The sequence below is a fragment of the Caballeronia sp. A2-2 genome, assembly GCF_057612605.2.
Map to the genome: position 1 here is coordinate 335,533 of NZ_CM172588.1, position 26,364 is coordinate 361,896.

Genomic DNA, 26,364 nt, shown 5'->3' on the forward strand with positions numbered 1-26,364 from the left:
CACTGGGGCGATTACACGCAGCCGCTGGCGGGCGCGATGGGTCTGTCGGGCACGCCCAACGATTACGACAATGAAGGCGACTATCTCGCACGCGTGCGCGTGGAGGCGCTGCGCTGCGAGGGGCTGCGCGCGTACGGCACGGGCAACCTGCGCGGGCTGACCACCGGCAAGACATTCGTGCTGGAGGGGCATCCGCAGAAGGAGGTCAATCAATCGTATCTGGTGGTCTCGACCTCGCTCGATGTGCGCAATGCCGACGAACTGACCATTCGCCCCGGCACCGATGCGCACTATCACTGCACGACGGACTTCGTCCTGCAACCGGCCAATGCGTTCTTCAAGCTGCGCGCGCAACCGAAACCGCGTGCGCATGCGGAGACGGCGGTGGTCGTGGGGCCGGAGAATCAGCCGTTATGGCTCGATGGCTACGCGCGCGTGCGGGTGCAGTTCAAATGGGACCGGCTCGGCCAGCACGATCAGGATTCGAGCTGCTGGGTGCGCGTGTCGTTGCCGTGGCATGGCGGGCCGCACAGTTTCATCGCGGTGCCGCGCATTGGCGATGAATTGACCATCGGCTATCACGAGGGCGATCCGGACAAGCCGTTCGTGGCATCGAGCAAGGTCAATCAGTTCAATGCGCCGCCGTTCGCGTTGCCGAAGAACATGGCGCTCACGGGTCTGGTGAGTCATGCGCTTGAAGGTCAGGGCCACAACTACGTCGTCACCGATGACACGCCCGGCCAGCAGCAAGTGCAGGTGGCGAGCGATCAGGCGAATTCGCGGCTGGTGCTGGGCGCCAACACACGAATCGTTTATGGCGACGGACGTCAGGATCGACGCGGCGAAGGGTTCGAACTGGCCACGCACAGTCATGGCGTGTTGCGCGCGAACAGCGGCATGCTGGTGACGACGGCATCGCGCGATGGGGCCTCCGCGCCTGCGAAGGACATGGGCGAGACACTCGAGCGTCTGGCGGTCGCGCACGATCAGCAGGACACGTTCGCCACGCTCGCGCGCGAGCAAATGGCGCAGGAGAGCGGCGATCAGGACGACGTCGCGCAAGCCCTGCAAAGCCAGCACGACGAGATTCGCGGACAAGGCACGGCCAACGCGCCAGGCGGCGTGTTTCCCGAGTTGGCGAGCGCGCACCTCGTGCTCAACGGTGAGGCGGGGCTGGTGGGCGTGACGCCGGCTTCACTGCATCTGGCCTCGGGCGAGCACATGGCGCTGAGCGCGGGCGGGCACGTGGGCATGTCGGTGGGCAAGCGCCTGCTGATGAGCGTCGCGCGCGGGGTGCGCACGCTGGTGCAGTCGGCGGGGTGGAAGCTGGTGGCGATGTCGGGGGACATCGAACTCAACGCGCTCAAGGACACCGATGCGCACTATCACTGCACGACGGATTTCGTGCTGCAACCGGCCAATGCGTTCTTCAAGCTGCGCGCGCAACCCAAACCGCGTGCGCATGCGGAGACGGCGGTGGTCGTGGGGCCGGAGAATCAGCCGTTATGGCTCGATGGCTACGCGCGCGTGCGGGTGCAGTTCAAATGGGACCGGCTCGGCCAGCACGATCAGGATTCGAGCTGCTGGGTGCGCGTGTCGTTGCCGTGGCATGGCGGGCCGCACAGTTTCATCGCGGTGCCGCGTATCGGGGATGAACTCACCATCGGCTATCACGAGGGCGATCCGGACAAGCCGTTCGTGGCATCGAGCAAGGTCAATCAGTTCAATGCGCCGCCGTTCGCGCTGCCGAAGAACATGGCGCTCACGGGTTCGTTGACCCGCTGTTAGCAGATAGCAATTCGAACAGGCAAGTCTTCGCGCATTTTGCTTACAGCGCACAGACGCGCGGTGACTTGCATGTCGTATCGCATAATCGATATCTTCCTGAAACCCTCCGTTTCAATCCCAGCTCTACTTCTCGGAAATTCATCCATTTCCCGAAACAATCGTCATAGTTTCCCCCGCTCCCTAAACAATCACTTTTTGCCCTCTCCCCCCGCCCAAAATAGTGTATTGATGACCCCAGAGGCCGATCAGTCCGCGCGCACGCCGCACCGCCGCCATCCGTTCTCGACTACATAAAAAAACGCCCGCCTCGGGCTTCATGGTTTCAGGTTCCCGTTCTACGTTTCGTCCTCGCGACGCCTTCCAGCGTACGAGTTCGTTTCCGGAAAGGAGTGCATATGTCGTGGCTCACCGCAACGCTGCGCAGTTATCCTGAGATTGCCGTGTTTCTATCGTTGGGCGTCGGTTATTGGTTCGGCGGAAAAAGTTTCAAGGGCTTCAGTCTCGGCGCGGTCACTTCGACCTTGCTCGCGGCCATCGCCATCGGGCAACTGGGCATCGTCATTTCGCCCAACGTCAAATCCGTGTTCTTCCTGATGTTCCTGTTCGCAGTCGGCTACGGCGTCGGACCGCAATTCGTGCGCGGCATCGCCAAGGACGGGCTGCCGCAGGCGCTTTTCTCTGTGATCCTCTGCGTGTTGTGTCTGGCGACGTCGTATATCGCCGCGAAAATCGCGGGTTATGACGTCGGCTCGGCGGCGGGTCTGTTCGCGGGCTCACAAACCATTTCCGCCTCGATGGGCCTCGCCACCGACGCGATCAACCGCCTCGGCCTTCCACCCGATCAAGCCAAGGTGCTGCTCGACGCCATGCCCACGGCGTACGCGGTCACGTATATCTACGGCACCATCGGCTCCGCGCTGATTCTCGCCATGGTCGGGCCGAAGCTGCTGAACATCGATCTCGTGCAGGCGTGCAAGGACTACGAAGCGCGCATGGGCGGCGGCGCGGAAGTCGGCGGGGCGGGACTCGCGTGGCATCAGTTCACCTTGCGCGCATACCGCGTGCAGGCAGGCGGGCGGGTCGCGGGCCTTACGGTCGGGCAAGCGGAAGCGCTCGAACCCGCGGGCGTGCGGCTGTTCATCGAACGAATTCGGCGCGACGGCCAGATCCAGGAAGCAAAGATCGACGATGTACTCAAAGCCGGCGACGTCGTGGCAATCGCGGGCCGCCGCGAGCAGCTCGTCGATATCCTCGGCGGCGGTGTCGCAAACGAAGTGGACGATGCCGAACTGCTCGCCGTGCCGCTCGACGAAGGCGTCGATATCTACGTAACGAGCAAGGCAGTCGAAGGCAAGACGCTGCAGGAACTCGCGCAGCAACCGGGCGCGCGCGGCGTGTTCTTGCGCAAGATCAAACGCGGCGCGACCGAAACGCCGATTCCCGTGCTGCCCAGCACCAAGCTCTATCGCGGCGACACCATCACGCTGGTCGGGCGCACGCAGGACACGACAGCGGCGGCAAAAGTGCTCGGCGTGATCGACCGTCCGACCGATGTCGCCGACATGGCGTTCACGGGCCTGGCCATCACGCTGGGCGCGCTGATCGGCGCCATCGTGATTCACGCGGGCGGCATTCCCATCACGCTATCGACGGCGGGCGGGGCGCTGATCGCGGGCATCGTGTTCGGCTGGCTGCGTGCGATCCATCCGACCTTCGGGCGCATTCCGTCGCCCACGTTGTGGTTCATGAACTCGGTCGGGCTGAACGTGTTCATCGCGGTGGTGGGCATCACGGCGGGGCCGGGCTTCGTCGCGGGACTGCAAAAGCTCGGCGTGAGCCTGTTTTTATGGGGCATTTTTGCGTCGTCGGTGCCGCTCATCATCGGCATGTATCTCGCCAAGTATGTGTTCAAGTTCGACCCGGCGTTGCTTTTGGGTATCTGTGCCGGCGCGCGCACCACGACCGCGGCGCTCGGCATGTTGTGCGATGCCGCGAAAAGTCAGGTGCCCGGGCTCGGCTACACGGTGACCTACGCAGTCGGCAACACGCTGCTCACGATCTGGGGCATGGTCATGGTCATGCTCCTGAGTTGACGCACGCCACACTCACACCATTTCGTTTTCCGAATCATTCATGGAGGTGCCGGATGGCCAAATCCTCGAAATCCGCTTCCGACGACCGCGCCGCGATGTCATCGCTCAGCCCGTTCGAACTGAAGGACGAACTCATCAAGGCAGCGGGCGGCGGCGTGGTCGAACGGCCCGCGAATGTCGCGATGCTCAACGCGGGACGCGGCAATCCCAACTTCCTCGCGACCATTCCGCGTCATGGCTTCTGGCAGCTTGGACTCTTTGCGATGCGCGAGTCCGAACGCTCCTTCGCGTACATGCCGGAAGGCGTGGGCGGTTTCCCGAAGCATGAAGGTTTGGAAGAACGCTTTGAGATTTTCGCGCGCGAGAACAAGGGCGTGCCGGGCATTGCGTTTCTCACGGGCGTGGTGTCGTATGTGCGCGACCAACTCGGCCTTAATGCAAGCGACTTTCTCTATGAAATGTGCGAAGGCATTCTCGCGTGCAACTATCCTGTGCCGGACCGCATGCTGAAGCTATCGGAGATCATCGTCGCGCATTATCTGAGGCGCGAGATGATCGGCAAGCATCCGTTCGTCGGTGAGTTCGATACCTTCGCGGTCGAAGGCGGCACGGCCGCGATGACGTACATCTTCAACACCATGCGCGAGAACTTTCTCATCAAGGAAGGCGACACCATTGCGCTGGGCAGGCCTATTTTCACGCCGTATATCGAGATTCCGCATCTGAACGATTACAAGCTCAATGTCGTGAATCTGGATGCGGATGTCGAGAACAACTGGCAATACTCGAAGGCCGAACTGGACAAGCTGCGCGACCCCAAAGTGAAGGCGTTCTTCCTTGTGAATCCGAGCAATCCGCCCTCGGTCAAGATGGACGATGAAAGCCTGCAATACATCGCGGATATCGTGAAGGAACGGCCCGATCTCATTCTTTTGACCGATGACGTGTACGGCACTTTCGCCGACGATTTCGTGTCGCTGTTCGCGCTATGTCCCGAGAACACCATCCTCGTGTATTCGTATTCGAAGTATTTCGGCGCGACAGGCTGGCGGCTTGGGGCCATTGCCACGCACAAGACGAACGTGTTCGACCGGCAGCTTGCTGCCTTGCCGAAGGAGCAGCGCGCGATCCTGCACGAACGTTATGAATCCATCACCACGGAGCCGGACAAGCTCAAGTTCATCGATCGTCTCGTCGCGGATAGCCGCACGGTCGCGTTGAATCACACAGCGGGTCTTTCCACGCCGCAGCAAGTGCAAATGGTGCTGTTCTCGCTCTTCTCTTTGATGGACACACCCGACGCGTACAAGAACGCGCTAAAACGCCTGATCCGCAACCGCAAGCAAGCTCTGTATCGCGAAGTGGGCGTCGCGCTAGACGAGAAGGAAGACCCGAATCAGGTCGATTACTACGCGATCCTCGACCTCGAATATCTCGGTGGACGTCAGCACGGGCGCGAGTTCGTCGAATGGGTGATGAACAATACCAAGCCATCCGAAATATTATTCGAACTGGCGAAGGAAGCGCGCGTGGTGCTGCTGCCGGGACGTGGGTTCGGCACGGCGCATCCGTCAGGGCGTGTGTCGCTCGCCAATCTCAACGAGAGCGATTACATGGAGATCGGCCGCGCGATACGCAAGCTGATGGATAGCTACGTCGAGCGCTATCACAAGGAAACAGGCAAGAAGGCCAAATAACACGCTCGAACAAAACACAACGGGCCGCGACGAATCGCGGCCCGTTGCTTTGTGTTGCGTGACCAGCTTAGAACTTGTGGCGAACGCCCACGCGGAACGCGAGCTGGTTGTTCTCGCCCAGGCCCGAGTTGCCGAAGTAGCTCGACGACGAACCGATTTCCGCCTGCGCCGCGACACCGGCGTTCGAACCGGATGCCTTCTGGTAGATGCCGAGCGCGTACACGTCCGTACGCTTGGAGAGCGCGTAATCGACGCTGGCGTCGAACTGGTTCCAGTGCGCCTTCGCGTTGTCGGACAGACCCATGTACGTGTAGCCGAGGCTGCCAGTGATCGCCGGCGTGATCGCGTACTTGCCGCCGACATCGAACGCGTTGAGCTTGGAGCTTGCGCCCGTGATCGGCTCGAAGCGCGTGTTCGTCCACAGTGCGAAGACCACGGCCGGGCCATACGTGTAGTTCGCGCCGACGCCGAACGTGCGCAGGTCCTTCGTGCCGCCCGTCGCGACGTTCGCGAGCGTCGTGCTGAAGGCAGGCGTTGCCGCGCCCGGATAATGGATGTCCGTGTACGCCGCGCCGACGCCGAACGAACCGGCCTTGTAGTTCAGGCCGAAGCTGTATGCGCGCGATGAACCCGTCGTCGTGCCGACCGTCGGCGCACCGGCGAACGCGCCTGCCTGGTTCGAGAAGCCGTACATCGCGCCGAACGTCACGCCGTAGAAACTCGCGCTGCTGAACTTCACCGAATTGTTGATGCGGCTCGACGTGAGCTGATCCACGTCGTTGATGTGATACGCGTAGTTGCCGCCGACGGTCTGGCCGCCGAGCGCGTAGTTCGAGCCGAGATAATCGGTCGAGAACGAGTATTGACGGCCGAACGTCACCGAGCCGATATCGTTCTTCGCCAGACCGACATACGCCTGACGGCCAAACAGCGCGCCGCCCTGACCAAGCGTGCCGTTGCCGCTGTTGAAGCCGTTCTCCAACGTGAAGATGGCCTTCAGACCGCCGCCCAGATCTTCTGCGCCTTTGAGGCCCCAGCGGCTGCCTTGCGCCACGCCGTCGTCGTACTTGAACAGCTTGTCGCCGCCGGTGCGCGTGGCGCTGTGGTTGGTGTAGCTGATACCGGCATCGATGATGCCGTACAGCGTGACGCTGCTCTGTGCGTGCGCGGAGGAAGCGGCGAGGGCGGCAAAAGTGGCGAGCGCGCCGGTGGCCAAAAGATTCTTCTTCAAAACAAGCTCCGTGAGTGTTGGTTCGCGTGTGTGCGCGGTATTGATCGCTGTGTCGGCAGCGAATGGACGCATTGCGTCGCGCTCTCATGGCGCGTGGCAGCGACGGGCGCAAATGTAGCGATTGCTGAAGAAAGAAATGTGACAGTGCTTTCAATGGGCTTTCTGTGTGTCGCTCGTGCAACAGGGCTAGCGAAGCACGCGAGCTTATGCATTGAGCCGACAAATCGTTAATCGATTGCCTCAAGGCAACTACATTTGAGTAGTGAAAGACCAGCGGCAATCAGACACGTTTAAGACCAATCATTCGGAATGCTGAAAAGTAGGCTTTCTACGTTTTTTCCTAATTTCGAGATAGACTAAAAGCACTTCGCGACGGGAAGGTAAGCGAAGCGTGCGGCTCGTGGGCGGAGCGGGCCGTGTAGTTCGACAGAAAGACAGCAGTCGAGAAGGAGCAGGGATGGACATGTCACACAGTGAAGCGGAAACCACCGCCACGGGCGCCGCATTCGCCGGCGGTGCATCGAACGATATTCGTTCGGCCTACGAAGATTCATGGCGGACGATCAACGTCCTGCCTTTCAACCGAAACGCCTCCACACGCGAGAACGACACCGCGCGTCGAATGACCCACGATCCTGCCGCCCACGACATGCATCCGCAGTTGCACGCGATGGAGCGTCGCATGGTGAGCTGGCTGCATGACGCGTGGCGCGGCCCGAAGCAGGCCGAGCCGCACGGCGTTGCGACCATCGGCGCGGCGGAGGCGTGCATGCTCGCGGGGCTCGCGCACAAGCTGAACTGGCGGGAAGCGCGCGAGCGTGCGGGCAAGGACAGTTCGCGTCCGAATCTGGTGACGGGCGGCAACGTGCAGATTGCGTGGCGCAAGTTCATGCGGCAGTTCGGCGTGGAGCCGCGCATCGTGCCGCTGAAAGATGGTAGCCGCCGCTTCACGGCGGAACAGCTCGATAAGTATGTCGATGAAAACACCATCGCCGTGGTGGCGATCGCGGGCCAGACCTTCACCGGCGAGGACGACGACGTCGCAGGCTTGCACGACTGGCTCGACGCCTACGAAAAGCACTCCGGTATTTCCGTGCCGATGCATCTGGATGGCGCATCGGGCGGCTTCGTCAATCCGTTTCTGTATCCCGGTTATCAGTGGGATTTCAGCCTGTCGCGCGTGCAGTCGATCAACGCGTCCGGCCACAAGTTCGGGTTGACGCCGCAGGGAAGCGGCTGGGTCGTGTTCCGCGATTCCACGGTGTTCAACGAAAACCTGCGCCTTCAGGTGCAGTACCTCGGCGGCGAGATGCCGTCCACGGCGCGCAATACTTCGGCGCTCACGGTCCAGTGCTATCAATTCCTGCGGCTCGATTTCGACGGACAAACCCGCGTGATGACGCACACGCTGCGCAACGCCGGAAGGTTGCGCGACATGCTGGCCGAGAGCGGTTACTTCAGGATCGTGCAGGAGACGCAGCGTATCGCGCCGGTCGCGGTGACGCTCGATGCCGGTCTCGCGGCGGCGGACGCATTCGGTCCCTCGGCGGATCTGCTGGGCGAGCGTGCCACGAACCTGTCGGCCTATTCGCTTCCCCCCGATGTCGACGATGCCCGCAGCCTGCGCGTCGCCGTGCGCTCGCACATCAACTCCGGCACGGCGATGATCCTCGCGCGCGACATCATCGGCTCGTGCAAGTTTCTGGAGGAGCACGGGGCGGCTGCGCCTTCGTCGCGCGTCGCGGCGAAAGCGTGAGTCCTTTGGCCGCGTTATGCTCGGGCTTCAATCCGAGCGAGCGAGACCGACATGGACGAACAAGGCATCCGCGCACTGGAACAGCGCTTGAAGGAGGCAATGACCGCATCGAACGTAGACGCGCTCGATGCGCTCCTCGCCGACGACCTCACTTTCGTCGATGCAACCGGCAAGGTGTGGAGCAAGGCCGACGATCTGAACGGCCATCGCTACGGCGTGCAGCGTATCGACCGGCTGGAGACGGAGGAGCAGAGCGTGCGCGTGTACGGCACGTTTGCCGTGACCGTGACGCGCGTGTCGATCAGCGGCACGTTTGCCGGCACGCCGTTCGCGGGCAGCCTGCGCTACACGCGAACGTGGGGCGAGATAGACGGCGCGTGGAAAGTCGTGGCCGCGCAATGCGGCCTCGCAACCTTCTAAACCAACGTCAAGCCGACAACAACGACCCCGTGCGATAAGCCTTCGCACCCGCGATGCGCGCCACTTCCAGCCCGGCGGTGGCGAAGCGCGTGATATGCCGCGCGTACATCACGCCGGAAGTCGTGGCTTTCAGCGTCACCACGGTATCGGCGATCGGGTCCACCACGTCGGCAATGGCTTCGCCCGCTTCGACATACGCGCCCACTTTCGCGCGAAACACGAGCACGCCGGAAGCCGGCGCCACAATCGGCTCCGCACCCGCGAGCGGCGTGGCCGGATGCGTGAGCGGCGGCATGGCGGGCGCGGGTTCGTCGATCACGCCGCGATGCTTCAGATAATCGACGATGCCTTGCGCGTCCTTATCCGCGAACTCGTAGGACACATCATGCTGGCTGCGCAGTTCGACCGTCACCGAAATGCCGCCGTTCGGAATCGGAAAGCGTTCGCCGTGACGCGCGCGCAAGTCCGACCAGCAGAAGCTGTGAATCTCGTCGAACGGATTGCCGACCGAATTCAGCGCGAGCAGCGAGGCTTGCGCATCGAGATAGCGCGCGAGCGGCTCGACTTCTTCCCAGATGTCCGGATTCGTGTAGAGATGCAGCGCGGCATCCAGATCGCAGTGAAGATCGAGCACGACATCGGCATCGTAGGAAAGACGCTGCAGCGCGAGGCGCAGCGATTCCAGTTCCGTTTGCGGCTTCTGCTCGTCGAGCGCTTCCTTCATGGCGGCGCGCACGGCGAGGCGATTGGCGTCGGCATCGTTCGTCAGGCGGGCTTCGATTTTCGGGGCGATCAGCGCGGCGAGATCGTAGAAATTGCGGTTGAAGTTATGCCCGCTGTTGGTCTCGAAGCGGCCCAGCAGATTGCCGTGCAAGTTCTGATTCAGCCCGATGGGATTGGGCACCGGCACGATCACCACTTCGCCGCGCAGCTTGCCCGCGGCTTCCAGTTCGGCCAGATGACGGCGCAGACGCCACGCGGTCAGCATGCCGGGCAGTTCGTCCGCATGCAGCGACGACTGGATATAGATTTTCTGGCCGCCGCCGGGGCCGTAATGAAAGCTGGTGATGCTGCGTGAAGTGCCGAGTGTCGGCGAGATAAGCGGATGGGTCTTGGTTTGCATGTTCGTCGCCCGCACGCGGATGCGCGGGTTTCCTCGGAGATTGCTTGTTTGCGCCACGGTGTCTCGGGTCCGCGGCGAGGTGTGTCGGACCTTCGATCTTAGCCGAAAATGGCGAACGGCAAGCCCGGGCGGGCCGTGCATCAAAAGAAAACGGGCTTCGCGCCGTGAAGCGCGAAGCCCGTTTTGACCAGCCAGACGGCTTTAGCTGCCGTACACGTCGAAGTCGAAGTACTTCTTCTCCAGCTTCTTGTACGTGCCGTCCTTGATGATGTCGGCAATCGCCTTGTCGATCTTCGTCTTGAGATCGGTGTCTTCCTTGCGCAGGCCAATACCCGCGCCATTGCCGAGGATCTTCTCGTCGACGATATCCTTGCCCGCGAAGTCATAACCCGCGCCGCGCGGCGTCTTCAGGAAGCCGATTTCAGCTTGCACGGCATCCTGCAGCGTGGCGTCCAGACGGCCCGAAGCCAAGTCGGCGTAGACCTGATCCTGGTTCTGATACGGCGTGACCGTCGCGCCCTTCGGGGCCCAGTAGGTCTTGGCGTACGTTTCCTGAATCGTGCCTTGCTCGACGCCGACGTTCTTGCCCTTCAGGCTGTCAGCCGTCGGCAGGATGCCGCTGCCCTTCTTCGCGACCAGACGCGTCGGCGTGTTGAACAGCTTGCTGGAGAAGGCGATCTGTTCGGCGCGTTGCGGCGTCATCGACATCGACGAGAGCACGCCGTCGAACTTCTTGGCCTTGAGCGCGGGGATCATGCCGTCGAAATCGTTCTCCACCCACACGCACTTGGCGTTCATGCGCTTGCAGATCTCGTTGCCGAGATCGATGTCGAAACCGACCAGCTTGCCGTCGGAACCTTTCGATTCGAACGGCGGGTAGCTGGCGTCCACACCGAAGCGAATCGTCGAATAGTCCTTCGCCTGGGCGGCGGTGACGGCGGTGAGCGACGTGGCGGCGAGCAGGGACATCGTAAGGGCCGCGAGCAGTTTCTTCACTGTTTTAACTCCAGAAGGTGGTCAGTTTCCGCCCGGACGGTCGAGTGTCCGGGCTGCCGGCGCATCGTCGCGCGCCGGGTTTGGCATTCCGAGGATTGTGTCCGTTCAGAACCGGCAGAAGGTTACCAAGCCAAAAATGCCGGGCACCTAGTAAAAGCCCGTATAGCGCCGCTTTTAGAGCGTGTCCTCATCTGCCGGACAAGTGATTATGTCTGAATTTGCTCGATTTCCGGAGTGTTGGAGATCAATGTTTGCGCAACGGATGATCCTTGAGCATCCACGAAAGCCCGAACGCGAGACACGCGATGCACGCGGCGACCAGATAAACCGTGTGCATGGACGCGGCGAACGCCTGCAAATAGTCGGCGCGCAACGCGGCCGGCAAATGCGCGATGGCCTGCGGCCCGAACGAACGCGGCAGTTCCGTGCCGGGCGGAATCAGCGCATCCAGACGCGTGCGCAGGCCGTTGGAAAACACCGCGCCGAAGGCCGCCACGCCGACCGAACCGCCAATCGAGCGAAAGAGCGTCGCCGACGAAGTCGCCACGCCGATCATCCGAAACTCGACGACGTTCTGCACCGCCAGCACCAACACCTGCATGACCATGCCGAGCCCGAGGCCGAGCAGCGCCATGTAACCCTGCATGACGATGAGCGGGGTATCGAGCGTGAGCGTGGAAAGCAGCAGCATCGCGACAGTCACGAGCCCCGTGCCCGCGATCGGGAAGAACCGGTACTTGCCGATCTTGCTGATGACGCGCCCGCTCACGATCGACGAGAGCAGTACGCCGCCCATCATCGGCGTGATTTGCAGGCCGGCTTGCGAGGGCGTCGCGCCTTTGGCCACTTGCAGATAGAGCGGCAGGAACGTCACCGCCCCGAATAGCGCGCATCCGACGATAAAACCGATCAGCCCCGCGAGCACGAAAGTGCGTTCCTTGAACAACGAGAGCGGCATGATCGGTTCCGCCGCGATGCGCTCTTCATACACGAATCCGCCGATGCAGATCAGCCCGAGCAGCAGCGTGCACCACAGTTGCGGCGAACTCCACGGCAGCAGCGAGCCGCCTTCGCTCGTGAACAGGATGATGCAGGTCAGCGCCGCCGCCAGAAACCCCGCGCCCATGAAGTCCACGCGATGGTTCACATGCGCCGTGTGCGGCTTGAACACCATCTGAATGACGGCGAGCGCGATCACGCCGAGCGGCAAGTTGATGTAGAAAATCCAGCGCCACGACAGATGCTCGACCAGAAAGCCGCCGAGCAACGGGCCGACGACGGTCGCCAGCCCGAACACGCCGCCGAACAGGCCTTGGAAGCGGCCGCGTTCGGCGGGCGGGATGACATCCGCGATGGCGGCCATGGTGACGACCATCAGCCCGCCGCCGCCCAGCCCTTGCAGCGCGCGCAACGCGATGAGCTGCGTCATGTTCTGCGCGATGCCGCAAAGCACCGACCCCGCCAGAAAAATGAGGATCGACGCCTGCAACACGATCTTGCGGCCGAACTGATCGCCGAACTTGCCGTACAAAGGCACGACGATGGTCGAACTCAGCAGATAGGACGTGACGACCCACGAAAGGTTGTCCAGACCGCCCAGTTCCCCGACGATGGTCGGCAGCGCCGTGGACACGATGGTCTGATCCAGCGCGCCGAGCAGCATGACGAGCAGCAGCGCCGCGAACAGCATGCCGATGCGCGGCTTTTCCGTATCCGCGCCGGCAAGCGTGGTTTGGTGCAAAGTGGTCATAGGTGATTCCAGGGCAAGGCCAAATCGACTGCGGCGGTGTTTTTAAATTTCCCGCCAGATCGGTTGAAATTAATTAACATGAAAGTTAATATAGACGCTGGACGTTCGCAGGTCAATGCCATCATGAGTAACGAGACAAATAACAACGCGGAAGCGGGGAAGTTGCGTCGCAAGCCGGGCCGTCCGAGCGGCGGTCATGGCGCGGAAGCGCGTGAGCACTTGCTGGACGTGGCGCTCGAATTGTTCGCGCGGCAGGGTATCGGCGAGACGACGCTCGGGGCCATCGCGCGTGAGGCGGGTGTGACGCCGGCCATGGTTCACTACTACTTCAAGACGCGCGAGCAACTGCTGGATATGTTGATCGATGAGCGTTTCGCGCCGTTGCGGATCGAGTTGTCGCGCGTGTTCACCAATCCCGATACCGAGCCCGCCGATACGCTGCGTGCGTTTGTGGAGACGCTTGCGGCGACGGTGTCGCGTTATCCGTGGTTCGCGGCGCTGTGGGTGCGCGAGCAACTTGGCGAAGGTGGCTTGCTGCGCCAGCGCATGGCCGAGCGCTTCGGCGAGACGCACAAGGAACGCGCTGTGGAACGCATCGCGGAGTGGCAGCGGGAAGGGAAGCTCAACCCGGATCTGGAACCGTCGCTGGTGTTTTCGTCGTTATTCGGGCTGACGGTGTTGCCGCTTGCCACCGCGAGACATCGCGATGGCGGCGATTGGGCGGTGACGACGGAGCAGATCGCGAAGCATGCGGTGGCGTTGTTGATGCGGGGGGTGCGGGGGTGAGCCCGCGCAAAGCGCGAGTGGCAGCAATATGTCGTGGGTTAGTTGATACTCGAACTATCAGGAGAGCGTCGGGTGACGTGTTGCGCTTTTGTCATGCAAGGGGCTTCTCTTGTTTGTGTCTATATTGCAGTAGCCGCCTCCCCGGCGGGGGGGTAACTTTCTTTGCTGCTGCAAAGAAAGTCACCAAAGAAAGCAGCTTTTACCCCCATGCACGATGGCGGGAGAGGGTTGGTCTGGATTAAACGATGCAGTGGCCGCAATACGACTTCCCTCGCTTAACAAGCACTTAGGCAACCTAGCGATTTCGCGCTCGAAAAATCTTCTCTTAGTGGCCCGCAGTCATCCATTCGGCCATGCGCTGCGCGCGCCGAGAAAGTAAGAACGGAATCCCGCAGCCTATAAGCGCCCAGCCACATCACACTTCCCCGCAAAATTGCTATTCGGTCCTACCTTGATTAGTGCTCCGACTAAAATCTGACTTGCGTTGGTGTGTGCGCTTTGCCCAGAAGCGCTTACCAAGGTAGGGCCCAATGGGAGAGGTGCGATGCGGTGTGATATGACTGGGCGCTCATACGCTGCGGGATTCCGTTCTAAAGCTCTCGGCGCGCGCAGCGCATGGCCGAAGGAATGAATGCGGTCCACCAAGACCGAAGTATTCGAGCGCGTAATCGCCAGGTTGCCCACGCGTTTAACGGAACGTGGGACATCCTAACGCGGCCACTGCATCGTTAATTCAGACCACACTTTCCAGCCAGCGTGCGGAGGGGTAAAAAGCTGCTTTCTTTGGTGACTTTCTTTGCAGCAGCAAAGAAAGTTACCCCCCCGCCGGGGAGGCGGCTACTGAATAAACAGCCCAAAAAAGAGAAGCGCTTTGCACGACAGAACAACAAAATCAAACGCAGAGCAACCACAGCGAAACCAAACCCTGTCTGTCAGGTCGAGTGCTGCTGTCTACCAATATGTCGAGGCCGAAGCGGTCCCGCTTCCCACGCGTAAGATCAGATACACGCGATCGACTAATACCCAGATTCTGCCCGTCCTGCGCCTGCGTCCAGCCGCGCGCATCGATGGCTTGCCGAGGCGATAAAAGCCGAGGTCTTCGAACACGTTGCCGCTTGATGGAATGACAGGTTCGTTCATCGATCAACCTCCGATTTGACGATAACGACGTGCAGGGCGTTCGATTTTCCATCCTCCCTCTCCACCACAGTTAAAATTCGTCGCAATTCAACGAACCCACCAGCCGCGCCCGAAAAAAAGCCGGCCAGGAGACACCCGATGGCATCACCCCACGCTGCGATCCGCCCGCCGGCCACGCTCGAACTCACCGCCGCCAGCATTTCCGCACGCCTCGACCGCCTCCCCGCCACGCGCACCATCTGGAAACTCATCGCACTGCTGAGTCTCGGGTTCTTCTTTGAACTCTATGATCTGCTGTACTCCGGCTACATCGCGCCGGGTCTGGTGAAGAGCGGCATCCTCACATCGACGACGGTCAGCTTCTTCGGCCTCACCGGCGTGGCGAGCTTCATCGCAACCTTGTTCGCGGGACTGTTCGTCGGCACCATCGCGTGCGGCTTTCTCGCCGACAAGTTCGGACGCCGCGCCATCTTCACGTATTCGCTGCTCTGGTACACGGCCGCGAATCTCGTGATGGCGTTCCAGGAAACGGCCACCGGCCTCAACCTCTGGCGCTTCGTCGCGGGCGTGGGCATCGGCGTGGAACTGGTGACGATCGGCACGTATATCTCGGAACTCGCGCCCAAGCACATTCGCGGCCGCGCGTTCGCGTGCGAGCAGGCGGTCGGCTTCATGGCGGTGCCGGTGGTCGCGTTTCTCGCGTATCTGCTGGTGCCGCGCGCGCCGTTCGGGCTGGATGGCTGGCGCTGGGTGGTCATCATCGGCGCGCATGGTGCGCTGTGCGTCTGGTGGATTCGCCGCACGCTGCCGGAAAGCCCGCGCTGGCTCGCGCAAAAAGGCCAGCTCGATGTCGCCGACCGCGTCATGCGCGATCTCGAAGCGAAAGTGGAGCGCGAATACGGCAAGCCGCTGCCGCCGCCGGTGCTCGCGCAAGATCACGCCGATCACGCCATCGCGCGCGGCGCCTTCGCCGATATGTGGAAGCCGCCCTACGGCCGCCGCGCCACGATGATGGTCATCTTCAACATCTTCCAGACCGTGGGTTTCTACGGCTTCGCCAACTGGGTGCCGACGCTGCTCATCAAGCAGGGCGTGACGGTGACGTCGAGCCTCATGTATTCGAGCATCATCGCGATTGCGGCGCCGATCGGGCCGATCATCGGGCTGTTCATCGCGGATCGCATCGAGCGCAAAACGGCCATCGTGCTGATGGCGGCGGCGAATATCGTCTGCGGGCTGCTGTTCAGCCAGTCGGGGAACGCGGGCTTTCTGATCGCGATGGGTGTCGGGCTCACGCTGTCGTCGAACATCATGTCGTACAGCTTTCACGCGTATCAGTCGGAGCTTTTTCCGACCAATATCCGGGCGCGCGCGGTGGGCTTCGTCTATTCGTGGAGCCGGTTTTCCGCGATCTTCACGTCGTTCATCATCGCGAGCGTGCTGAAAGGATTCGGGACGACGGGCGTGTTCATCTTTATCGCGGGGGCGATGCTGGTCGTCATGGCGGCCATCGGTCTGATGGGGCCGAAAACGCGCGACATCGCGCTGGAGCAAATCTCGCGCTGATAGCGAAAACGCGTGACAGATTCGCGTTCACGCGCGAGAAAATGCGTGGCTGCCGAGCATCTTTGCGTGTCATATGCCAGAATCCGCATGACGCACTTGATACTCGGCCAAAATTCGAATATGTCCGACACGCTGACTCCCCTGGAAGCAGATCATGCGATGCGCAACTGGACCTACCGCTCGGAAGGCAGGATTCCGATCGGGTCCGCGCAGCATTTGCGCATGTTCTGCGAGATGCTGCTCACCACGCACAATCCCTACAAACCGGCCGTGATCGAATGGCCGAAGCTCGAACCCGCCGCGCTCAGACGGGTGACGTCGCTGCCGATCTGGGATATCGCGGTGCAGACGGAAGGGCGGGCGTCGATTCGCGTGGCGACTTACGCGAACACCATCGAAGATCCGCAACTGCGCGAGGCGTTGCGCATGAATGGCGGCGAGGAAGCGCGCCACAAGCTGGTGTTGTCGAAGCTGGTCGAGGCGTATGGCATCGACCTCGCGCCGGAGCCGCCGTATCCTGCGCCCGCCGATCCGCTGCGCGCGTGGATGCTGACCGGTTATAGCGAGTGCATCGACAGTTTCTTTGCGTTCGGGCTGTTCGAAGCGGCGCGGCAATCGGGTTTCTTTCCGGAAGAACTGGTCGAGACTTTCGAGCCGGTCATTCAGGAAGAAGCGCGTCATATCCTCTTTTTCGCGAACTGGGTTGCGTGGTATCGGCGCGGTTTGCCGTGGTATCGCAAACCGTGGTTTCTGTTGAAAACCGCGGGCGTGTGGTTCTCGCTTATCCGCGACCGTATATCGCTGGCGCGCGGTTTCGACAAGAGCGGCGCGGCGCAGGACGCCAACTTCCCGGCGAATGTCGGTGATTCGGTGGCAGGCGAAGTCTCCGTGCGCGCGCTCATCCAAATGTGTCTGACCGAGAACGACCGCCGCATGAATGGTTACGATGCGCGCCTGCTGCGTCCCGTCACGGTGCCGCGACTTGCGCGGCTCGCATTGCGCTTCATCAAAAAGTAAGCACAACTCAAGCGGCAGGCGCCTTTCCCGCCGATGCCGCTTCAAACCTACGCGACGCTTCCTCCACTTCCTGACGAAACTGCACGAGCGCGGCAAGCTGCGCTTCGGGCGGCTGCAACGCGGCCCACAGCACATCAATGAGTTCGTTCGCGGTCGTGTCGATCTGAGTCTGACTCAGGCGACGCTTGGCCAGCGTGGCATCCCAGAGAACGTGTTCCATCGGCCCGAACACAAGCGAACGCAAAAGACGCAGCGGCATGTCGCGCCGCACATGCCCGAGCGTTTGTCCGCGCGCCAGCACGTCCATGAGCGGCGCGGTATAGCGGCGTTGAAGCTCCGTGAGCGTTTCCGACAGATCGTGCCGCTTCGTGCGTCCTTCCGACAGCACCAGCGCGCACAGCCCTGTGCCATTCATGAGCATCAGCCGAAGATGCGTGCGCACGATGAACGCGAATTGCTGACGCACGGAACCATCGCGCGGCAGGCCGCTTTCGAAGGCATCGATGATCTCGTCGTACCAGTCCGCGATCACGCGCGCGCACAGTTCCCGCTTGCCGCTGAAATAGCTGAACACCGTGGCTTCCGAAATGCCCGCGCGCTGCGCGATCTCGGCGCTCGTCGCGGCGTCGTAACCTTTCTCGGCGAAGACATCGCGGCCCGCTTGCAGGATTTCCTTCACGCGCTGCTGCGATTTGATCCCGGCGGGCGTGCGGCGGTTCGAAGTATGAGTGGACATGGCGGCAAGCAACCGAAACGCGAACGATAAATGTGAGCGTAGCTCAAAACCCTATTGACGGCCAGGCATTTTAGGCGTGAAATGGCGCGATATTCTGGCGATTCGTGCTGTGTGAGTGTGACTCAAATCACAGGCATCGCCGAAAACCGTACGAGCACTGGAGGAGACGTTCCATGAGCCAGATTCCGTCCTTGAGTTTCGCGCTGGGCGAAGACATCGAAATGCTGCGCGATTCGCTGATGAACTTCGCCGCGAAGGAAATCGCGCCGCGCGCCGGGGAAATCGACCAGACCGACCAGTTTCCAATGGACCTCTGGAAAAAGTTCGGAGACTTAGGTGTGCTCGGCATGACGGTCTCCGAAGAATACGGCGGCGCGAACATGGGCTACGTCGCGCACATGGTCGCGATGGAGGAAATCTCGCGGGCGTCGGCATCGGTCGGGCTGTCGTATGGCGCGCATTCGAATCTGTGCGTGAACCAGATTCATCGCAACGGCACGCCTGCGCAGAAGGAAAAGTATCTGCCGAAGCTCGTCTCCGGCGAACACATCGGCGCGCTTGCCATGAGCGAACCGAACGCCGGTTCGGACGTGGTGAGCATGAAGCTGCGCGCGGAAGAAAAGGGCGACCGTTTTGTGCTCAACGGCACGAAGATGTGGATTACGAACGGTCCCGACTGCGATACGCTCGTCGTTTATGCCAAGACGAATCCCGAAGCGGGCGCGAAAGGCATCACCGCGTTCATCGTCGAGAAGGGCATGAAGGGCTTTTCCGTCGCGCAGAAGCTCGACAAGCTCGGCATGCGCGGCTCGCATACGGGCGAACTCGTGTTCGAGAACGTGGAGGTGCCTAAGGAAAACATTCTCGGCGCGCTGAACGGCGGCACGAAGGTTTTGATGAGCGGCCTCGATTACGAACGCGCCGTGCTCGCGGGCGGGCCGACCGGCATCATGCTCGCGTGCATGGATGCAGTCGTGCCGTACATCCACGACCGCAAGCAATTCGGGCAATCCATCGGCGAATTCCAGTTGATTCAAGGCAAGGTCGCGGACATGTACACGACCTTGCAGGCGTGCCGCGCGTATCTGTTCGCGGTGGGCCGTCAGCTCGATACCTTGGGCCGCGAACACGTCCGGCAAGTGCGCAAGGACTGCGCGGGCGTCATTCTCTATACCGCCGAAAAGGCCACGTGGATGGCCGGCGAAGCCATTCAGATTCTCGGCGGCAACGGCTATATCAACGAGTATCCCGTCGGCCGTCTGTGGCGCGATGCCAAGCTCTACGAAATCGGCGCGGGCACGAGTGAAATTCGCCGCATGCTGATTGGCCGCGAACTGTTCGCCGAGACGGCTTGAAGGGCGCGACATGGCGATCATCGAAACGAAACTGAACCCGCGCAGCGAAGAATTTCGCACGAACGTGGCGGCGCTGGACGCGCTCGTCGCGGACCTAAAGGCGAAGGTCGCGAAGCTCGCTGAAGGCGGCGGACAGGCGGCGCGCGACCGGCATGTGTCGCGCAACAAGCTGCTGCCGCGCGACCGCATCGCGCAACTGCTCGATCCGGGCACGCCCTTTCTGGAGTTGTCGCAACTCGCGGCCTACGGCATGTATAACGACGATGCGCCGGGCGCGGGCATCATCACCGGCATCGGGCGTGTTGCGGGGCAGGAGTGCGTGATCGTCTGCAACGATGCCACCGTGAAAGGCGGCACGTACTATCCCGTCACGGTGAAGAAGCATCTGCGGGCGCAGGAAATCGCGGAGCAGAACCGCCTGCCGTGCGTGTATCTGGTCGATTCCGGCGGCGCGAATCTGCCGAATCAGGACGATGTGTTCCCCGACCGCGATCACTTCGGCCGCATCTTTTATAACCAGGCGAACATGTCGGCGCAGGGCATCGCGCAGATCGCGGTGGTCATGGGTTCGTGCACGGCGGGCGGCGCGTACGTGCCCGCCATGAGCGACGAATCGATCATCGTGAAGAATCAAGGGACGATCTTTCTCGGCGGCCCGCCGCTGGTGAAGGCGGCGACCGGCGAGGAAGTGAGCGCGGAAGACCTCGGTGGCGGCGATGTCCACACGCGCCTGTCCGGCGTCGTCGATCATCTCGCGCAGAACGATGCCCACGCGCTCGGCATTGCGCGCAGCATTGTCGGCAATCTCAATCGCGTGAAGACGCCGCCGCTGGCGCTTAAAGAACCCATGCCGCCGCGTCACGATCCGCAGAGCGTCTACGGCGTGATTCCCGTCGATACGCGCAAGCCCTTCGACGTGCGCGAAGTGATCGCGCGCATCGTCGACGATTCCGCGTTCGACGAGTTCAAGGCGCGCTACGGCACCACGCTCGTGTGCGGCTTCGCGCATATCTGGGGGCATCCGGTCGGCATCGTCGCGAACAACGGCATTCTGTTTTCCGAGTCGGCCTTGAAGGGCGCGCACTTCATCGAACTGTGCGCTCAGCGCAAGATTCCACTCGTGTTCTTGCAGAACATCACGGGCTTCATGGTGGGCCGCAAGTACGAGAACGAAGGCATCGCGCGCAACGGCGCGAAGATGGTGACGGCGGTCGCCACCGCGAAGGTGCCGAAGTTCACGGTCATCATCGGCGGGTCGTTCGGCGCGGGCAATTACGGCATGTGCGGACGCGCGTATTCGCCGCGCTTTCTGTGGATGTGGCCGAACGCGCGCATCTCGGTGATGGGCGGCGAACAAGCCGCGTCCGTGCTCGCGACGGTGCGGCGCGATGGCATCGAGAAGAAGGGCGGCGCGTGGTCGAAGGAAGAGGAAGAGGCGTTTAAAGCGCCGATCCGCGATCAATACGAGGCGCAAGGGCACCCGTACTACGCCAGCGCGCGCCTGTGGGACGACGGCGTGATCGATCCCGCGCAAACGCGCGACGTGCTGGGTCTAGGTCTCGCCGCGACGATGAACGCACCGATTGAAGAAACGCGCTTCGGCGTGTTCCGGATGTAAGCCATGTTCGACAAAATTTTGATCGCCAATCGCGGCGAGATCGCGTGCCGCGTGGCCGCGACGGCGAAGCGCATGAATATCGGCAGCGTCGCCGTCTATTCGGATGCCGATGCACACGCCAAACACGTCGATGTCTGCGACGAAGCCGTGCATGTCGGCGGTCCGGCGGCGGCGGAAAGTTATCTGCGCATCGAGCGGATCGTCGATGCCGCGAAGCGCACGGGCGCGCAGGCGGTGCATCCGGGCTACGGGTTTTTGTCGGAGAACGAAGCGTTCGCCAACGCGTGCGAACAGGCGGGCATCGTGTTTATCGGGCCGCCGGTGGATGCCATCCGCGCGATGGGTTCGAAAGCCGCCGCCAAGGCCTTGATGCAGTCCGCGGACGTGCCGCTCGTGCCGGGTTATCACGGCGACGATCAGACGCCCGAATTGCTTCAGCGCGAGGCGGATCGCATCGGTTATCCGGTGTTGCTGAAGGCAAGCGCGGGCGGCGGCGGGAAGGGCATGCGCGTGGTCGAGCGCAGTGAAGATTTCGTGGCTGCGCTGGCATCGTGCAAGCGCGAGGCGGCGTCGAGCTTCGGCAACGATCGCGTGCTGATCGAGAAATATCTTCAGCGCCCGCGTCACGTCGAAGTGCAGGTATTCGCGGACACGCACGGCAACGCGGTGTATTTGTTCGATCGCGATTGTTCCGTGCAGCGCCGCCATCAAAAGGTGCTGGAAGAAGCGCCCGCGCCCGGACTCGCAGACGAAACCCGCCGCGCGATGGGCGAAGCCGCCGTCGCTGCCGCGCGCGCGGTGAATTACGTCGGCGCGGGCACGGTCGAATTCATCATGACGCAGGACGGCCAGTTCTACTTCATGGAGATGAACACGCGCCTTCAGGTCGAACATCCGGTCACCGAAATGGTGGCGGGCCTCGATCTCGTCGAATGGCAGTTGCGCGTGGCGGCGGGCGAGCCGTTGCCGCTTTCGCAGCAGCAATTGAAGGTGAACGGCCACGCCATCGAAGCGCGCATTTATGCGGAAAATCCGTCGCGCGGCTTTTTGCCTTCGACGGGCACGCTCAGGCATCTGCGCATGCCGGAAGCGGTGGAATTTTCCATCGATGGCGCTGTACGCGTGGACAGCGGCGTGCGTCAGGGCGACGCCATCACGCCGTTCTACGATCCGATGATCGCCAAGCTGATCGTGCACGGCAGCGACCGCGCCGACGCGCTGGCCCGCATGGCGCGCGCGTTGGCGGCGTGCGAGATCGTCGGACTGCATACGAACGTGGAGTTCCTGCAACGGATCGTGAAAAGCGCGCCGTTTGCATCGGGCGAACTGGATACGGGGCTGATCGAGCGGCATCGCGATACGTTGTTCGCACCGTCATCCGTCTCGCGCGACAAGGCGCTGGCGCTCGCATGCGCCGCATTGCTGACACGCGAAGGCGGCGAGGCGCACGGCCATTCACCGTGGGATGCGCTCTCGCACTGGCGCATGGCCGGCGGCTACAGTCAGGATTTGAACTGGCGCGCGCTCGATATTGATGCCACGCTCAAAGCCGTGTTCACGAAAGCTGCCGACAAGCGCCTTCAAGTTGACGATACAAGCGCGCGATTCGACTGGTCACACACCGGCGACACCTCGTTCGCCGTGCAACTGGACGATGCACGCGTCAAGGGCCACGTTTTCATCGATGGCGATATCTTTCACGTCTTCCATGAAGGCGCGGCGTTCGCGTTCGAGTGGCAGAACCTGATGGCCCACGCGGGCGATGCCGAGCACGAAGGGCGGCTCACCGCGCCGATGCCCGGCAAGGTGATCGCGGTGCTGGTGGAAGCCGGTGCATCCGTTGAAAAGGGCACGCCGCTCATGGTGATGGAAGCCATGAAGATGGAGCACACGATACTCGCGCCGTCATCGGGCAAGGTCAGCGAGATTCTTTTCGAAGTGGGCGATCAGGTAACGGACGGCTCGCAACTGCTCGTGCTCGAAGCGCTTCAGGCCTGAATCAGCGCTTGACCTTCTTCGGCTTGCCGAGCAGCGTGTCCTCGCTCTCGGTACGCACGAGAATCTCCACGCGCCGGTTCAACGCGCGGCCTTGCGCCGTGTCGTTGCTGGCGATGGGCCGCAGATACGCCATGCCCTTCGTCGTGATGCGTTCGGCCGGCACGCCCCGCGCGACGAGCGCGCGCGCCACGGCCTCGGCGCGTGCCTTCGACAGTTCCTGGTTGTAGTCGAGCGAGCCGTCGTTGTCGGTATGGCCTTCGATCAAGATCGGCCGCATGCTGCGCTTGAGCACTTCCGCCGCGCGGTTGAGCGTCGGCACACTGGCCGCACGCACCTTCGATTCATCGGCATCGAACAAGGGGGTTTCCGGCAGACGCATTTCCACGCCGCCCTTCACCTGTTGCATGGAGATGCCGTACTGCGCGTTCAGTTGTTCTTCCTTCGACCGGTTCAGCCCCGACGAACAGCCCGCGAAAAGCGTGATCGATGCGCTCGCTGCTACCCACTTGTTCAAAGCCCTCGACGTCATTCTCGAATCCCTGCATTCAAATGCCGATGTCTCGATTATAGGGACCGCGAAGCGTGTCGATGTGTAGAACGTTGTTCATCCTGAAGCACAGGAGCCGGAACGATTCGTGCGTCAGTACAATGTTCGATCTGCGTTCCATTGCTTCAGCGCATCCTTTCAATGTTTTTCGATCGCTTCGAGATCCGATCACCATGCCGAATTCTTCGCGCGACGACTCCGCGCCGCATCCGTCCGATCCGCGCTTCAAGGCGCAGCGCATTGCGTCTGCCGCGCTCTATACCGTGCTCGTGCTGTTGGCGCTTTATACGGCGCGCACGTTCATTCCCGCGGTGGTGTGGGCCATCGTGATCGCCATCGCGCTATGGCCGGCGTTCTGCTGGCTTGAACATCGGCCGCTGTTTCATCGGCACAACACGCTGCTCGCGTTCGTGCTGACCACGTTGCTCGCGCTGCTGTTCGTGGTGCCGTTCGCCATCGGCGCGGCGCAGACGGCCAAGGAAGCGCACGACATGATTGGCTGGTTCCATGATGTGTTGAGGAACGGCATCGACTTGCCTGCCTTCGTTGATCGCTTGCCGATGGGCGGCCAGCAAATCTCGAGTTGGTGGCACGACAATCTGGCGACGCCGCTCGAATCGTCGCCCGCGGTCAAGAAGCTGCATAGCGCGACCGTGGTCGCCATGACGCGTCACTTCGGCGGGCGCGTGGTGCATGGCTTCGTCATCTTCGCGTTCATGTTGATGACGCTGTTCTTCATGTTTCAGGCCGGTTCGACGCTCGGCGAGCAATTGCTGTCTGGCTCGCGTCGCGCGTTCGGTGCCGATGGCGCGCAACTGCTGCGCCGCATGGCCGCTGCGGTGCGCGCGACGGTGGTGGGGCTGGTCGTCGTGGGTTTGGGCGAAGGCTTGCTGCTCGGTATTGCGTATGCCATCGCGGGCGTGCCGCACGCGACCTTGCTCGGCATGCTGACGGCGGTCGCGGCCATGTTGCCGTTTTGCGCGCCGCTCGTTTTTCTCGGCTCGGCGCTGTGGCTGGCCGCGCAAGGTTCGATGATCGCGGCGGCGTGCGTGGCCGCGTTCGGGCTGATCGTGGTGTTTGTCGCCGAGCATTTCGTGCGGCCGGTGTTGATCGGCGGATCGTCGCGGTTGCCGTTTTTGCTGGTGCTGTTCGGGATTCTGGGCGGCGCGGAGACGTTCGGCCTGATCGGGCTGTTCATCGGTCCCGCGCTGATGACGATTCTCGTGGTCCTGTGGACGTTCTGGGTCGGCGACCGGACGTGATGCACCGGTCGCCTGACTCCGGCTAAATCACGTACAGATCGACGTATTCATTGACCGGCATGGCTTCGAGCCGTGCCTGATCCAGCGATACCGAAAGGATCGCTTGCTGTTGCTTCTGCGGAAAGCGCCGCGCGAGGTTGGTTTTAAACTTCTCGACGAGCAGCGGAATGCCGTCTTCACGGCGGCGCTTGTGACCGATCGGATATTCGACCGCGATTTCATCGAGCTTGCTTCCGTCGTTGAATTCGACGGTGAGCGCGTTGGCAATCGAGCGTTTATCCGGGTCGTGATAATCCTTCGTGTATTGCGTGTCTTCCACGCATTCCATCTTCGCGCGCAATGTGTCGATGCGCGGGTCTTGCGCGATGGAATCTTCGTAATCGGCAGCGGTTAAGCGACCGTGAATCAGCGGCACGGCGATCATGTACTGAATGCAGTGATCGCGGTCCGCCGGGTTATTCAACGGCCCCTTCTTATCGATGATGCGAATCGCCGCTTCGTGCGTGCGAATCGTGATCTTCTTGATGTCTTCGACGCGCTTGCCAGCATCTTTCAGCTTGTCGTGAATCGTCATCGCCGCTTCGACTGCGGTTTGCGAATGGAACTCGGCGGGGAACGAGATTTTGAAGAGCACGTTCTCCATCACATACGAGCCGTACGGGCGTTGGAACTTAAACTCGTTGCCCTTAAAGAGCACATCGTAAAAGCCCCATGTTTTCGCGCTCAACACAGACGGATAACCCATTTCACCAGTCTTCGCGATCAGCGCGAGACGCACGGCGCGCGAGGTGGCATCGCCTGCCGCCCACGACTTGCGTGATCCAGTGTTCGGCGCATGACGATACGTGCGCAGCGAATGACCATCCACGAAAGCAAGCGACACCGCGTTGATGAGTTCATCGCGCGTCAAGCCGATCATCTGTCCGACCACAGCCGTCGACGCCAGCTTCACCAGCAGCACATGATCGAGCCCAACCTTGTTGAACGAATTCTCCAACGCGATGCAGCCTTGAATCTCATGCGCCTTCACCATCGCGACGAGCACATCCTTCATGCTCAACGGCTTTTTGCCAGACGCGATGGCATTACGCGAAAGCCAGTCCGCAGTAGCCAGAATGCCACCGAGGTTATCCGAAGGATGACCCCATTCAGCCGCCAGCCACGTATCGTTGAAATCGAGCCAGCGGATCATCGCGCCGATGTTGAAGGCGGCCTGAACCGGGTCGAGCTGAAACTGAGTGCCGGGCACCTTCGCGCCGTTGGGGACGATCGTGCCGGGCACGATCGGTCCCATCAGCTTGGTGCAGGCGGGATAGGAGAGGGCTTCGAGTCCGCAGCCGAGCGTGTCGATCAAACAGTTGCGCGCCGTTTCGAGCGCAAGGGTGCTGTCGACCTGATAGTTGAGAACATAGTCGACTATGTCGACGAGTACGCGGTCCGGGTCAGGCCGGACGTTGGAAATAGGGCTGCTCATGTCGTGTTTGA

The 26,364-nt window shown here is 61.8% G+C and carries 20 protein-coding genes; 12 read left to right on the forward strand and 8 right to left on the reverse strand.

From position 1 onward, the window contains the following. Nucleotides 1-24: 24 nt before the first annotated feature. From ACZCWR_RS17770 to ACZCWR_RS17780, 3 genes are all read left to right on the forward strand, one after another. The gene (locus ACZCWR_RS17770) at nucleotides 25-1,788 is read left to right on the forward strand and encodes a type VI secretion system Vgr family protein (protein WP_487304735.1); all 1,764 of its coding nucleotides are present in this window, start codon (nucleotides 25-27) and stop codon (nucleotides 1,786-1,788) included. Nucleotides 1,789-2,183: 395 nt separating this feature from the next. Continuing rightward, entirely contained in the window at nucleotides 2,184-3,881 is a 1,698-nt protein-coding gene (gene aspT, locus ACZCWR_RS17775) for an aspartate-alanine antiporter (RefSeq protein ID WP_487304298.1), read from the forward strand. 53 nt (nucleotides 3,882-3,934) lie between these two features. Next, the gene (locus ACZCWR_RS17780; RefSeq protein WP_487304299.1) at nucleotides 3,935-5,578 is read left to right on the forward strand and encodes a bifunctional aspartate transaminase/aspartate 4-decarboxylase; all 1,644 of its coding nucleotides are present in this window, start codon (nucleotides 3,935-3,937) and stop codon (nucleotides 5,576-5,578) included. A 67-nt stretch (nucleotides 5,579-5,645) separates the two neighbouring features. Here the strand turns inward: ACZCWR_RS17780 and ACZCWR_RS17785 are convergent, their stop codons facing one another. Then, nucleotides 5,646-6,809 (reverse strand): porin, encoded by a 1,164-nt coding sequence (locus ACZCWR_RS17785; protein ID WP_487304300.1) that lies wholly within the window; start codon nucleotides 6,807-6,809, stop codon nucleotides 5,646-5,648. A gap of 463 nt (nucleotides 6,810-7,272) precedes the next feature. Here ACZCWR_RS17785 and ACZCWR_RS17790 point away from each other — a divergent pair, with 463 nt between their 5' ends. Beyond that, nucleotides 7,273-8,565 (forward strand): pyridoxal-dependent decarboxylase, encoded by a 1,293-nt coding sequence (locus ACZCWR_RS17790; RefSeq protein ID WP_487304301.1) that lies wholly within the window; start codon nucleotides 7,273-7,275, stop codon nucleotides 8,563-8,565. 51 nt (nucleotides 8,566-8,616) lie between these two features. Next, nucleotides 8,617-8,985, forward strand: coding sequence for a nuclear transport factor 2 family protein (locus ACZCWR_RS17795; protein ID WP_487304302.1), 369 nt, complete (start codon nucleotides 8,617-8,619; stop codon nucleotides 8,983-8,985). 7 nt (nucleotides 8,986-8,992) lie between these two features. Here ACZCWR_RS17795 and ACZCWR_RS17800 read toward each other — a convergent pair whose 3' ends face one another. From ACZCWR_RS17800 to ACZCWR_RS17810, 3 genes are all read right to left on the reverse strand, one after another. Further along, nucleotides 8,993-10,108, reverse strand: a complete 1,116-nt coding sequence (locus ACZCWR_RS17800) for a succinylglutamate desuccinylase/aspartoacylase family protein (RefSeq protein WP_487304303.1) — start codon at nucleotides 10,106-10,108, stop codon at nucleotides 8,993-8,995. A gap of 201 nt (nucleotides 10,109-10,309) precedes the next feature. Next, nucleotides 10,310-11,104, reverse strand: coding sequence for an ABC transporter substrate-binding protein (locus ACZCWR_RS17805; protein ID WP_487304304.1), 795 nt, complete (start codon nucleotides 11,102-11,104; stop codon nucleotides 10,310-10,312). Between the two features lie 244 nt (nucleotides 11,105-11,348). Further along, a complete protein-coding gene (locus ACZCWR_RS17810; protein WP_487304305.1) occupies nucleotides 11,349-12,854 on the reverse strand; it encodes an MDR family MFS transporter in 1,506 nt (501 codons plus the stop codon). Nucleotides 12,855-12,977: 123 nt separating this feature from the next. Between ACZCWR_RS17810 and ACZCWR_RS17815 the strand changes: the two genes are divergently transcribed. Next, entirely contained in the window at nucleotides 12,978-13,640 is a 663-nt protein-coding gene (locus tag ACZCWR_RS17815) for a TetR/AcrR family transcriptional regulator (RefSeq protein ID WP_487304306.1), read from the forward strand. 892 nt (nucleotides 13,641-14,532) lie between these two features. On the opposite strand, the gene ACZCWR_RS17820 is transcribed toward ACZCWR_RS17815, so the two are convergent. Next, nucleotides 14,533-14,832 (reverse strand): XRE family transcriptional regulator, encoded by a 300-nt coding sequence (locus ACZCWR_RS17820; RefSeq protein ID WP_487304307.1) that lies wholly within the window; start codon nucleotides 14,830-14,832, stop codon nucleotides 14,533-14,535. 86 nt (nucleotides 14,833-14,918) lie between these two features. Between ACZCWR_RS17820 and ACZCWR_RS17825 the strand changes: the two genes are divergently transcribed. Next, nucleotides 14,919-16,346 (forward strand): MFS transporter, encoded by a 1,428-nt coding sequence (locus ACZCWR_RS17825; protein WP_487304308.1) that lies wholly within the window; start codon nucleotides 14,919-14,921, stop codon nucleotides 16,344-16,346. Between the two features lie 120 nt (nucleotides 16,347-16,466). Further along, entirely contained in the window at nucleotides 16,467-17,363 is an 897-nt protein-coding gene (locus ACZCWR_RS17830; protein WP_487304736.1) for a ferritin-like domain-containing protein, read from the forward strand. Between the two features lie 7 nt (nucleotides 17,364-17,370). Here ACZCWR_RS17830 and ACZCWR_RS17835 read toward each other — a convergent pair whose 3' ends face one another. Then, nucleotides 17,371-18,099, reverse strand: a complete 729-nt coding sequence (locus tag ACZCWR_RS17835; RefSeq protein WP_487304309.1) for a TetR/AcrR family transcriptional regulator — start codon at nucleotides 18,097-18,099, stop codon at nucleotides 17,371-17,373. Nucleotides 18,100-18,272: 173 nt separating this feature from the next. Between ACZCWR_RS17835 and ACZCWR_RS17840 the strand changes: the two genes are divergently transcribed. Genes ACZCWR_RS17840 through ACZCWR_RS17850 form a run of 3 tightly spaced genes read left to right on the forward strand, consistent with a single transcriptional unit; the run spans nucleotide 18,273 to nucleotide 23,070 of the window. Beyond that, nucleotides 18,273-19,454 (forward strand): isovaleryl-CoA dehydrogenase, encoded by a 1,182-nt coding sequence (locus ACZCWR_RS17840; RefSeq protein ID WP_487304310.1) that lies wholly within the window; start codon nucleotides 18,273-18,275, stop codon nucleotides 19,452-19,454. A gap of 10 nt (nucleotides 19,455-19,464) precedes the next feature. After that, nucleotides 19,465-21,072: a carboxyl transferase domain-containing protein gene (locus ACZCWR_RS17845; protein ID WP_487304311.1), complete on the forward strand. Its 1,608-nt coding sequence runs from the start codon at nucleotides 19,465-19,467 to the stop codon at nucleotides 21,070-21,072. A 3-nt stretch (nucleotides 21,073-21,075) separates the two neighbouring features. Beyond that, nucleotides 21,076-23,070 (forward strand): acetyl/propionyl/methylcrotonyl-CoA carboxylase subunit alpha, encoded by a 1,995-nt coding sequence (locus ACZCWR_RS17850; protein ID WP_487304312.1) that lies wholly within the window; start codon nucleotides 21,076-21,078, stop codon nucleotides 23,068-23,070. Nucleotide 23,071: 1 nt separating this feature from the next. Here the strand turns inward: ACZCWR_RS17850 and ACZCWR_RS17855 are convergent, their stop codons facing one another. Next, the gene (locus tag ACZCWR_RS17855; protein ID WP_487304313.1) at nucleotides 23,072-23,599 is read right to left on the reverse strand and encodes an OmpA family protein; all 528 of its coding nucleotides are present in this window, start codon (nucleotides 23,597-23,599) and stop codon (nucleotides 23,072-23,074) included. 191 nt (nucleotides 23,600-23,790) lie between these two features. Here ACZCWR_RS17855 and ACZCWR_RS17860 point away from each other — a divergent pair, with 191 nt between their 5' ends. Continuing rightward, nucleotides 23,791-24,879, forward strand: coding sequence for an AI-2E family transporter (locus tag ACZCWR_RS17860; protein ID WP_487304314.1), 1,089 nt, complete (start codon nucleotides 23,791-23,793; stop codon nucleotides 24,877-24,879). Nucleotides 24,880-24,901: 22 nt separating this feature from the next. Here ACZCWR_RS17860 and ACZCWR_RS17865 read toward each other — a convergent pair whose 3' ends face one another. After that, nucleotides 24,902-26,353 (reverse strand): bifunctional 2-methylcitrate dehydratase/aconitate hydratase, encoded by a 1,452-nt coding sequence (locus ACZCWR_RS17865; protein ID WP_487304315.1) that lies wholly within the window; start codon nucleotides 26,351-26,353, stop codon nucleotides 24,902-24,904. Nucleotides 26,354-26,364: the final 11 nt, after the last annotated feature.

What these genes read in the sequence shown, in the direction of transcription:
- aspT (WP_487304298.1), top strand. Translation starts at nt 2,184, where the DNA reads ATGTCGTGGCTCACCGCAACGCTGCGCAGTTATCCTGAGATTGCCGTG.
- ACZCWR_RS17780 (WP_487304299.1), top strand. Translation starts at nt 3,935, where the DNA reads ATGGCCAAATCCTCGAAATCCGCTTCCGACGACCGCGCCGCGATGTCA.
- ACZCWR_RS17790 (WP_487304301.1), top strand. Translation starts at nt 7,273, where the DNA reads ATGTCACACAGTGAAGCGGAAACCACCGCCACGGGCGCCGCATTCGCC.
- ACZCWR_RS17795 (WP_487304302.1), top strand. Translation starts at nt 8,617, where the DNA reads ATGGACGAACAAGGCATCCGCGCACTGGAACAGCGCTTGAAGGAGGCA.
- ACZCWR_RS17800 (WP_487304303.1), bottom strand. Translation starts at nt 10,108, where the DNA reads ATGCAAACCAAGACCCATCCGCTTATCTCGCCGACACTCGGCACTTCA.
- ACZCWR_RS17810 (WP_487304305.1), bottom strand. Translation starts at nt 12,854, where the DNA reads ATGACCACTTTGCACCAAACCACGCTTGCCGGCGCGGATACGGAAAAG.
- ACZCWR_RS17815 (WP_487304306.1), top strand. Translation starts at nt 12,978, where the DNA reads ATGAGTAACGAGACAAATAACAACGCGGAAGCGGGGAAGTTGCGTCGC.
- ACZCWR_RS17820 (WP_487304307.1), bottom strand. Translation starts at nt 14,832, where the DNA reads ATGGAAAATCGAACGCCCTGCACGTCGTTATCGTCAAATCGGAGGTTG.
- ACZCWR_RS17825 (WP_487304308.1), top strand. Translation starts at nt 14,919, where the DNA reads ATGGCATCACCCCACGCTGCGATCCGCCCGCCGGCCACGCTCGAACTC.
- ACZCWR_RS17830 (WP_487304736.1), top strand. Translation starts at nt 16,467, where the DNA reads ATGTCCGACACGCTGACTCCCCTGGAAGCAGATCATGCGATGCGCAAC.
- ACZCWR_RS17835 (WP_487304309.1), bottom strand. Translation starts at nt 18,099, where the DNA reads ATGTCCACTCATACTTCGAACCGCCGCACGCCCGCCGGGATCAAATCG.
- ACZCWR_RS17840 (WP_487304310.1), top strand. Translation starts at nt 18,273, where the DNA reads ATGAGCCAGATTCCGTCCTTGAGTTTCGCGCTGGGCGAAGACATCGAA.
- ACZCWR_RS17845 (WP_487304311.1), top strand. Translation starts at nt 19,465, where the DNA reads ATGGCGATCATCGAAACGAAACTGAACCCGCGCAGCGAAGAATTTCGC.
- ACZCWR_RS17850 (WP_487304312.1), top strand. Translation starts at nt 21,076, where the DNA reads ATGTTCGACAAAATTTTGATCGCCAATCGCGGCGAGATCGCGTGCCGC.
- ACZCWR_RS17855 (WP_487304313.1), bottom strand. Translation starts at nt 23,599, where the DNA reads ATGACGTCGAGGGCTTTGAACAAGTGGGTAGCAGCGAGCGCATCGATC.
- ACZCWR_RS17860 (WP_487304314.1), top strand. Translation starts at nt 23,791, where the DNA reads ATGCCGAATTCTTCGCGCGACGACTCCGCGCCGCATCCGTCCGATCCG.
- ACZCWR_RS17865 (WP_487304315.1), bottom strand. Translation starts at nt 26,353, where the DNA reads ATGAGCAGCCCTATTTCCAACGTCCGGCCTGACCCGGACCGCGTACTC.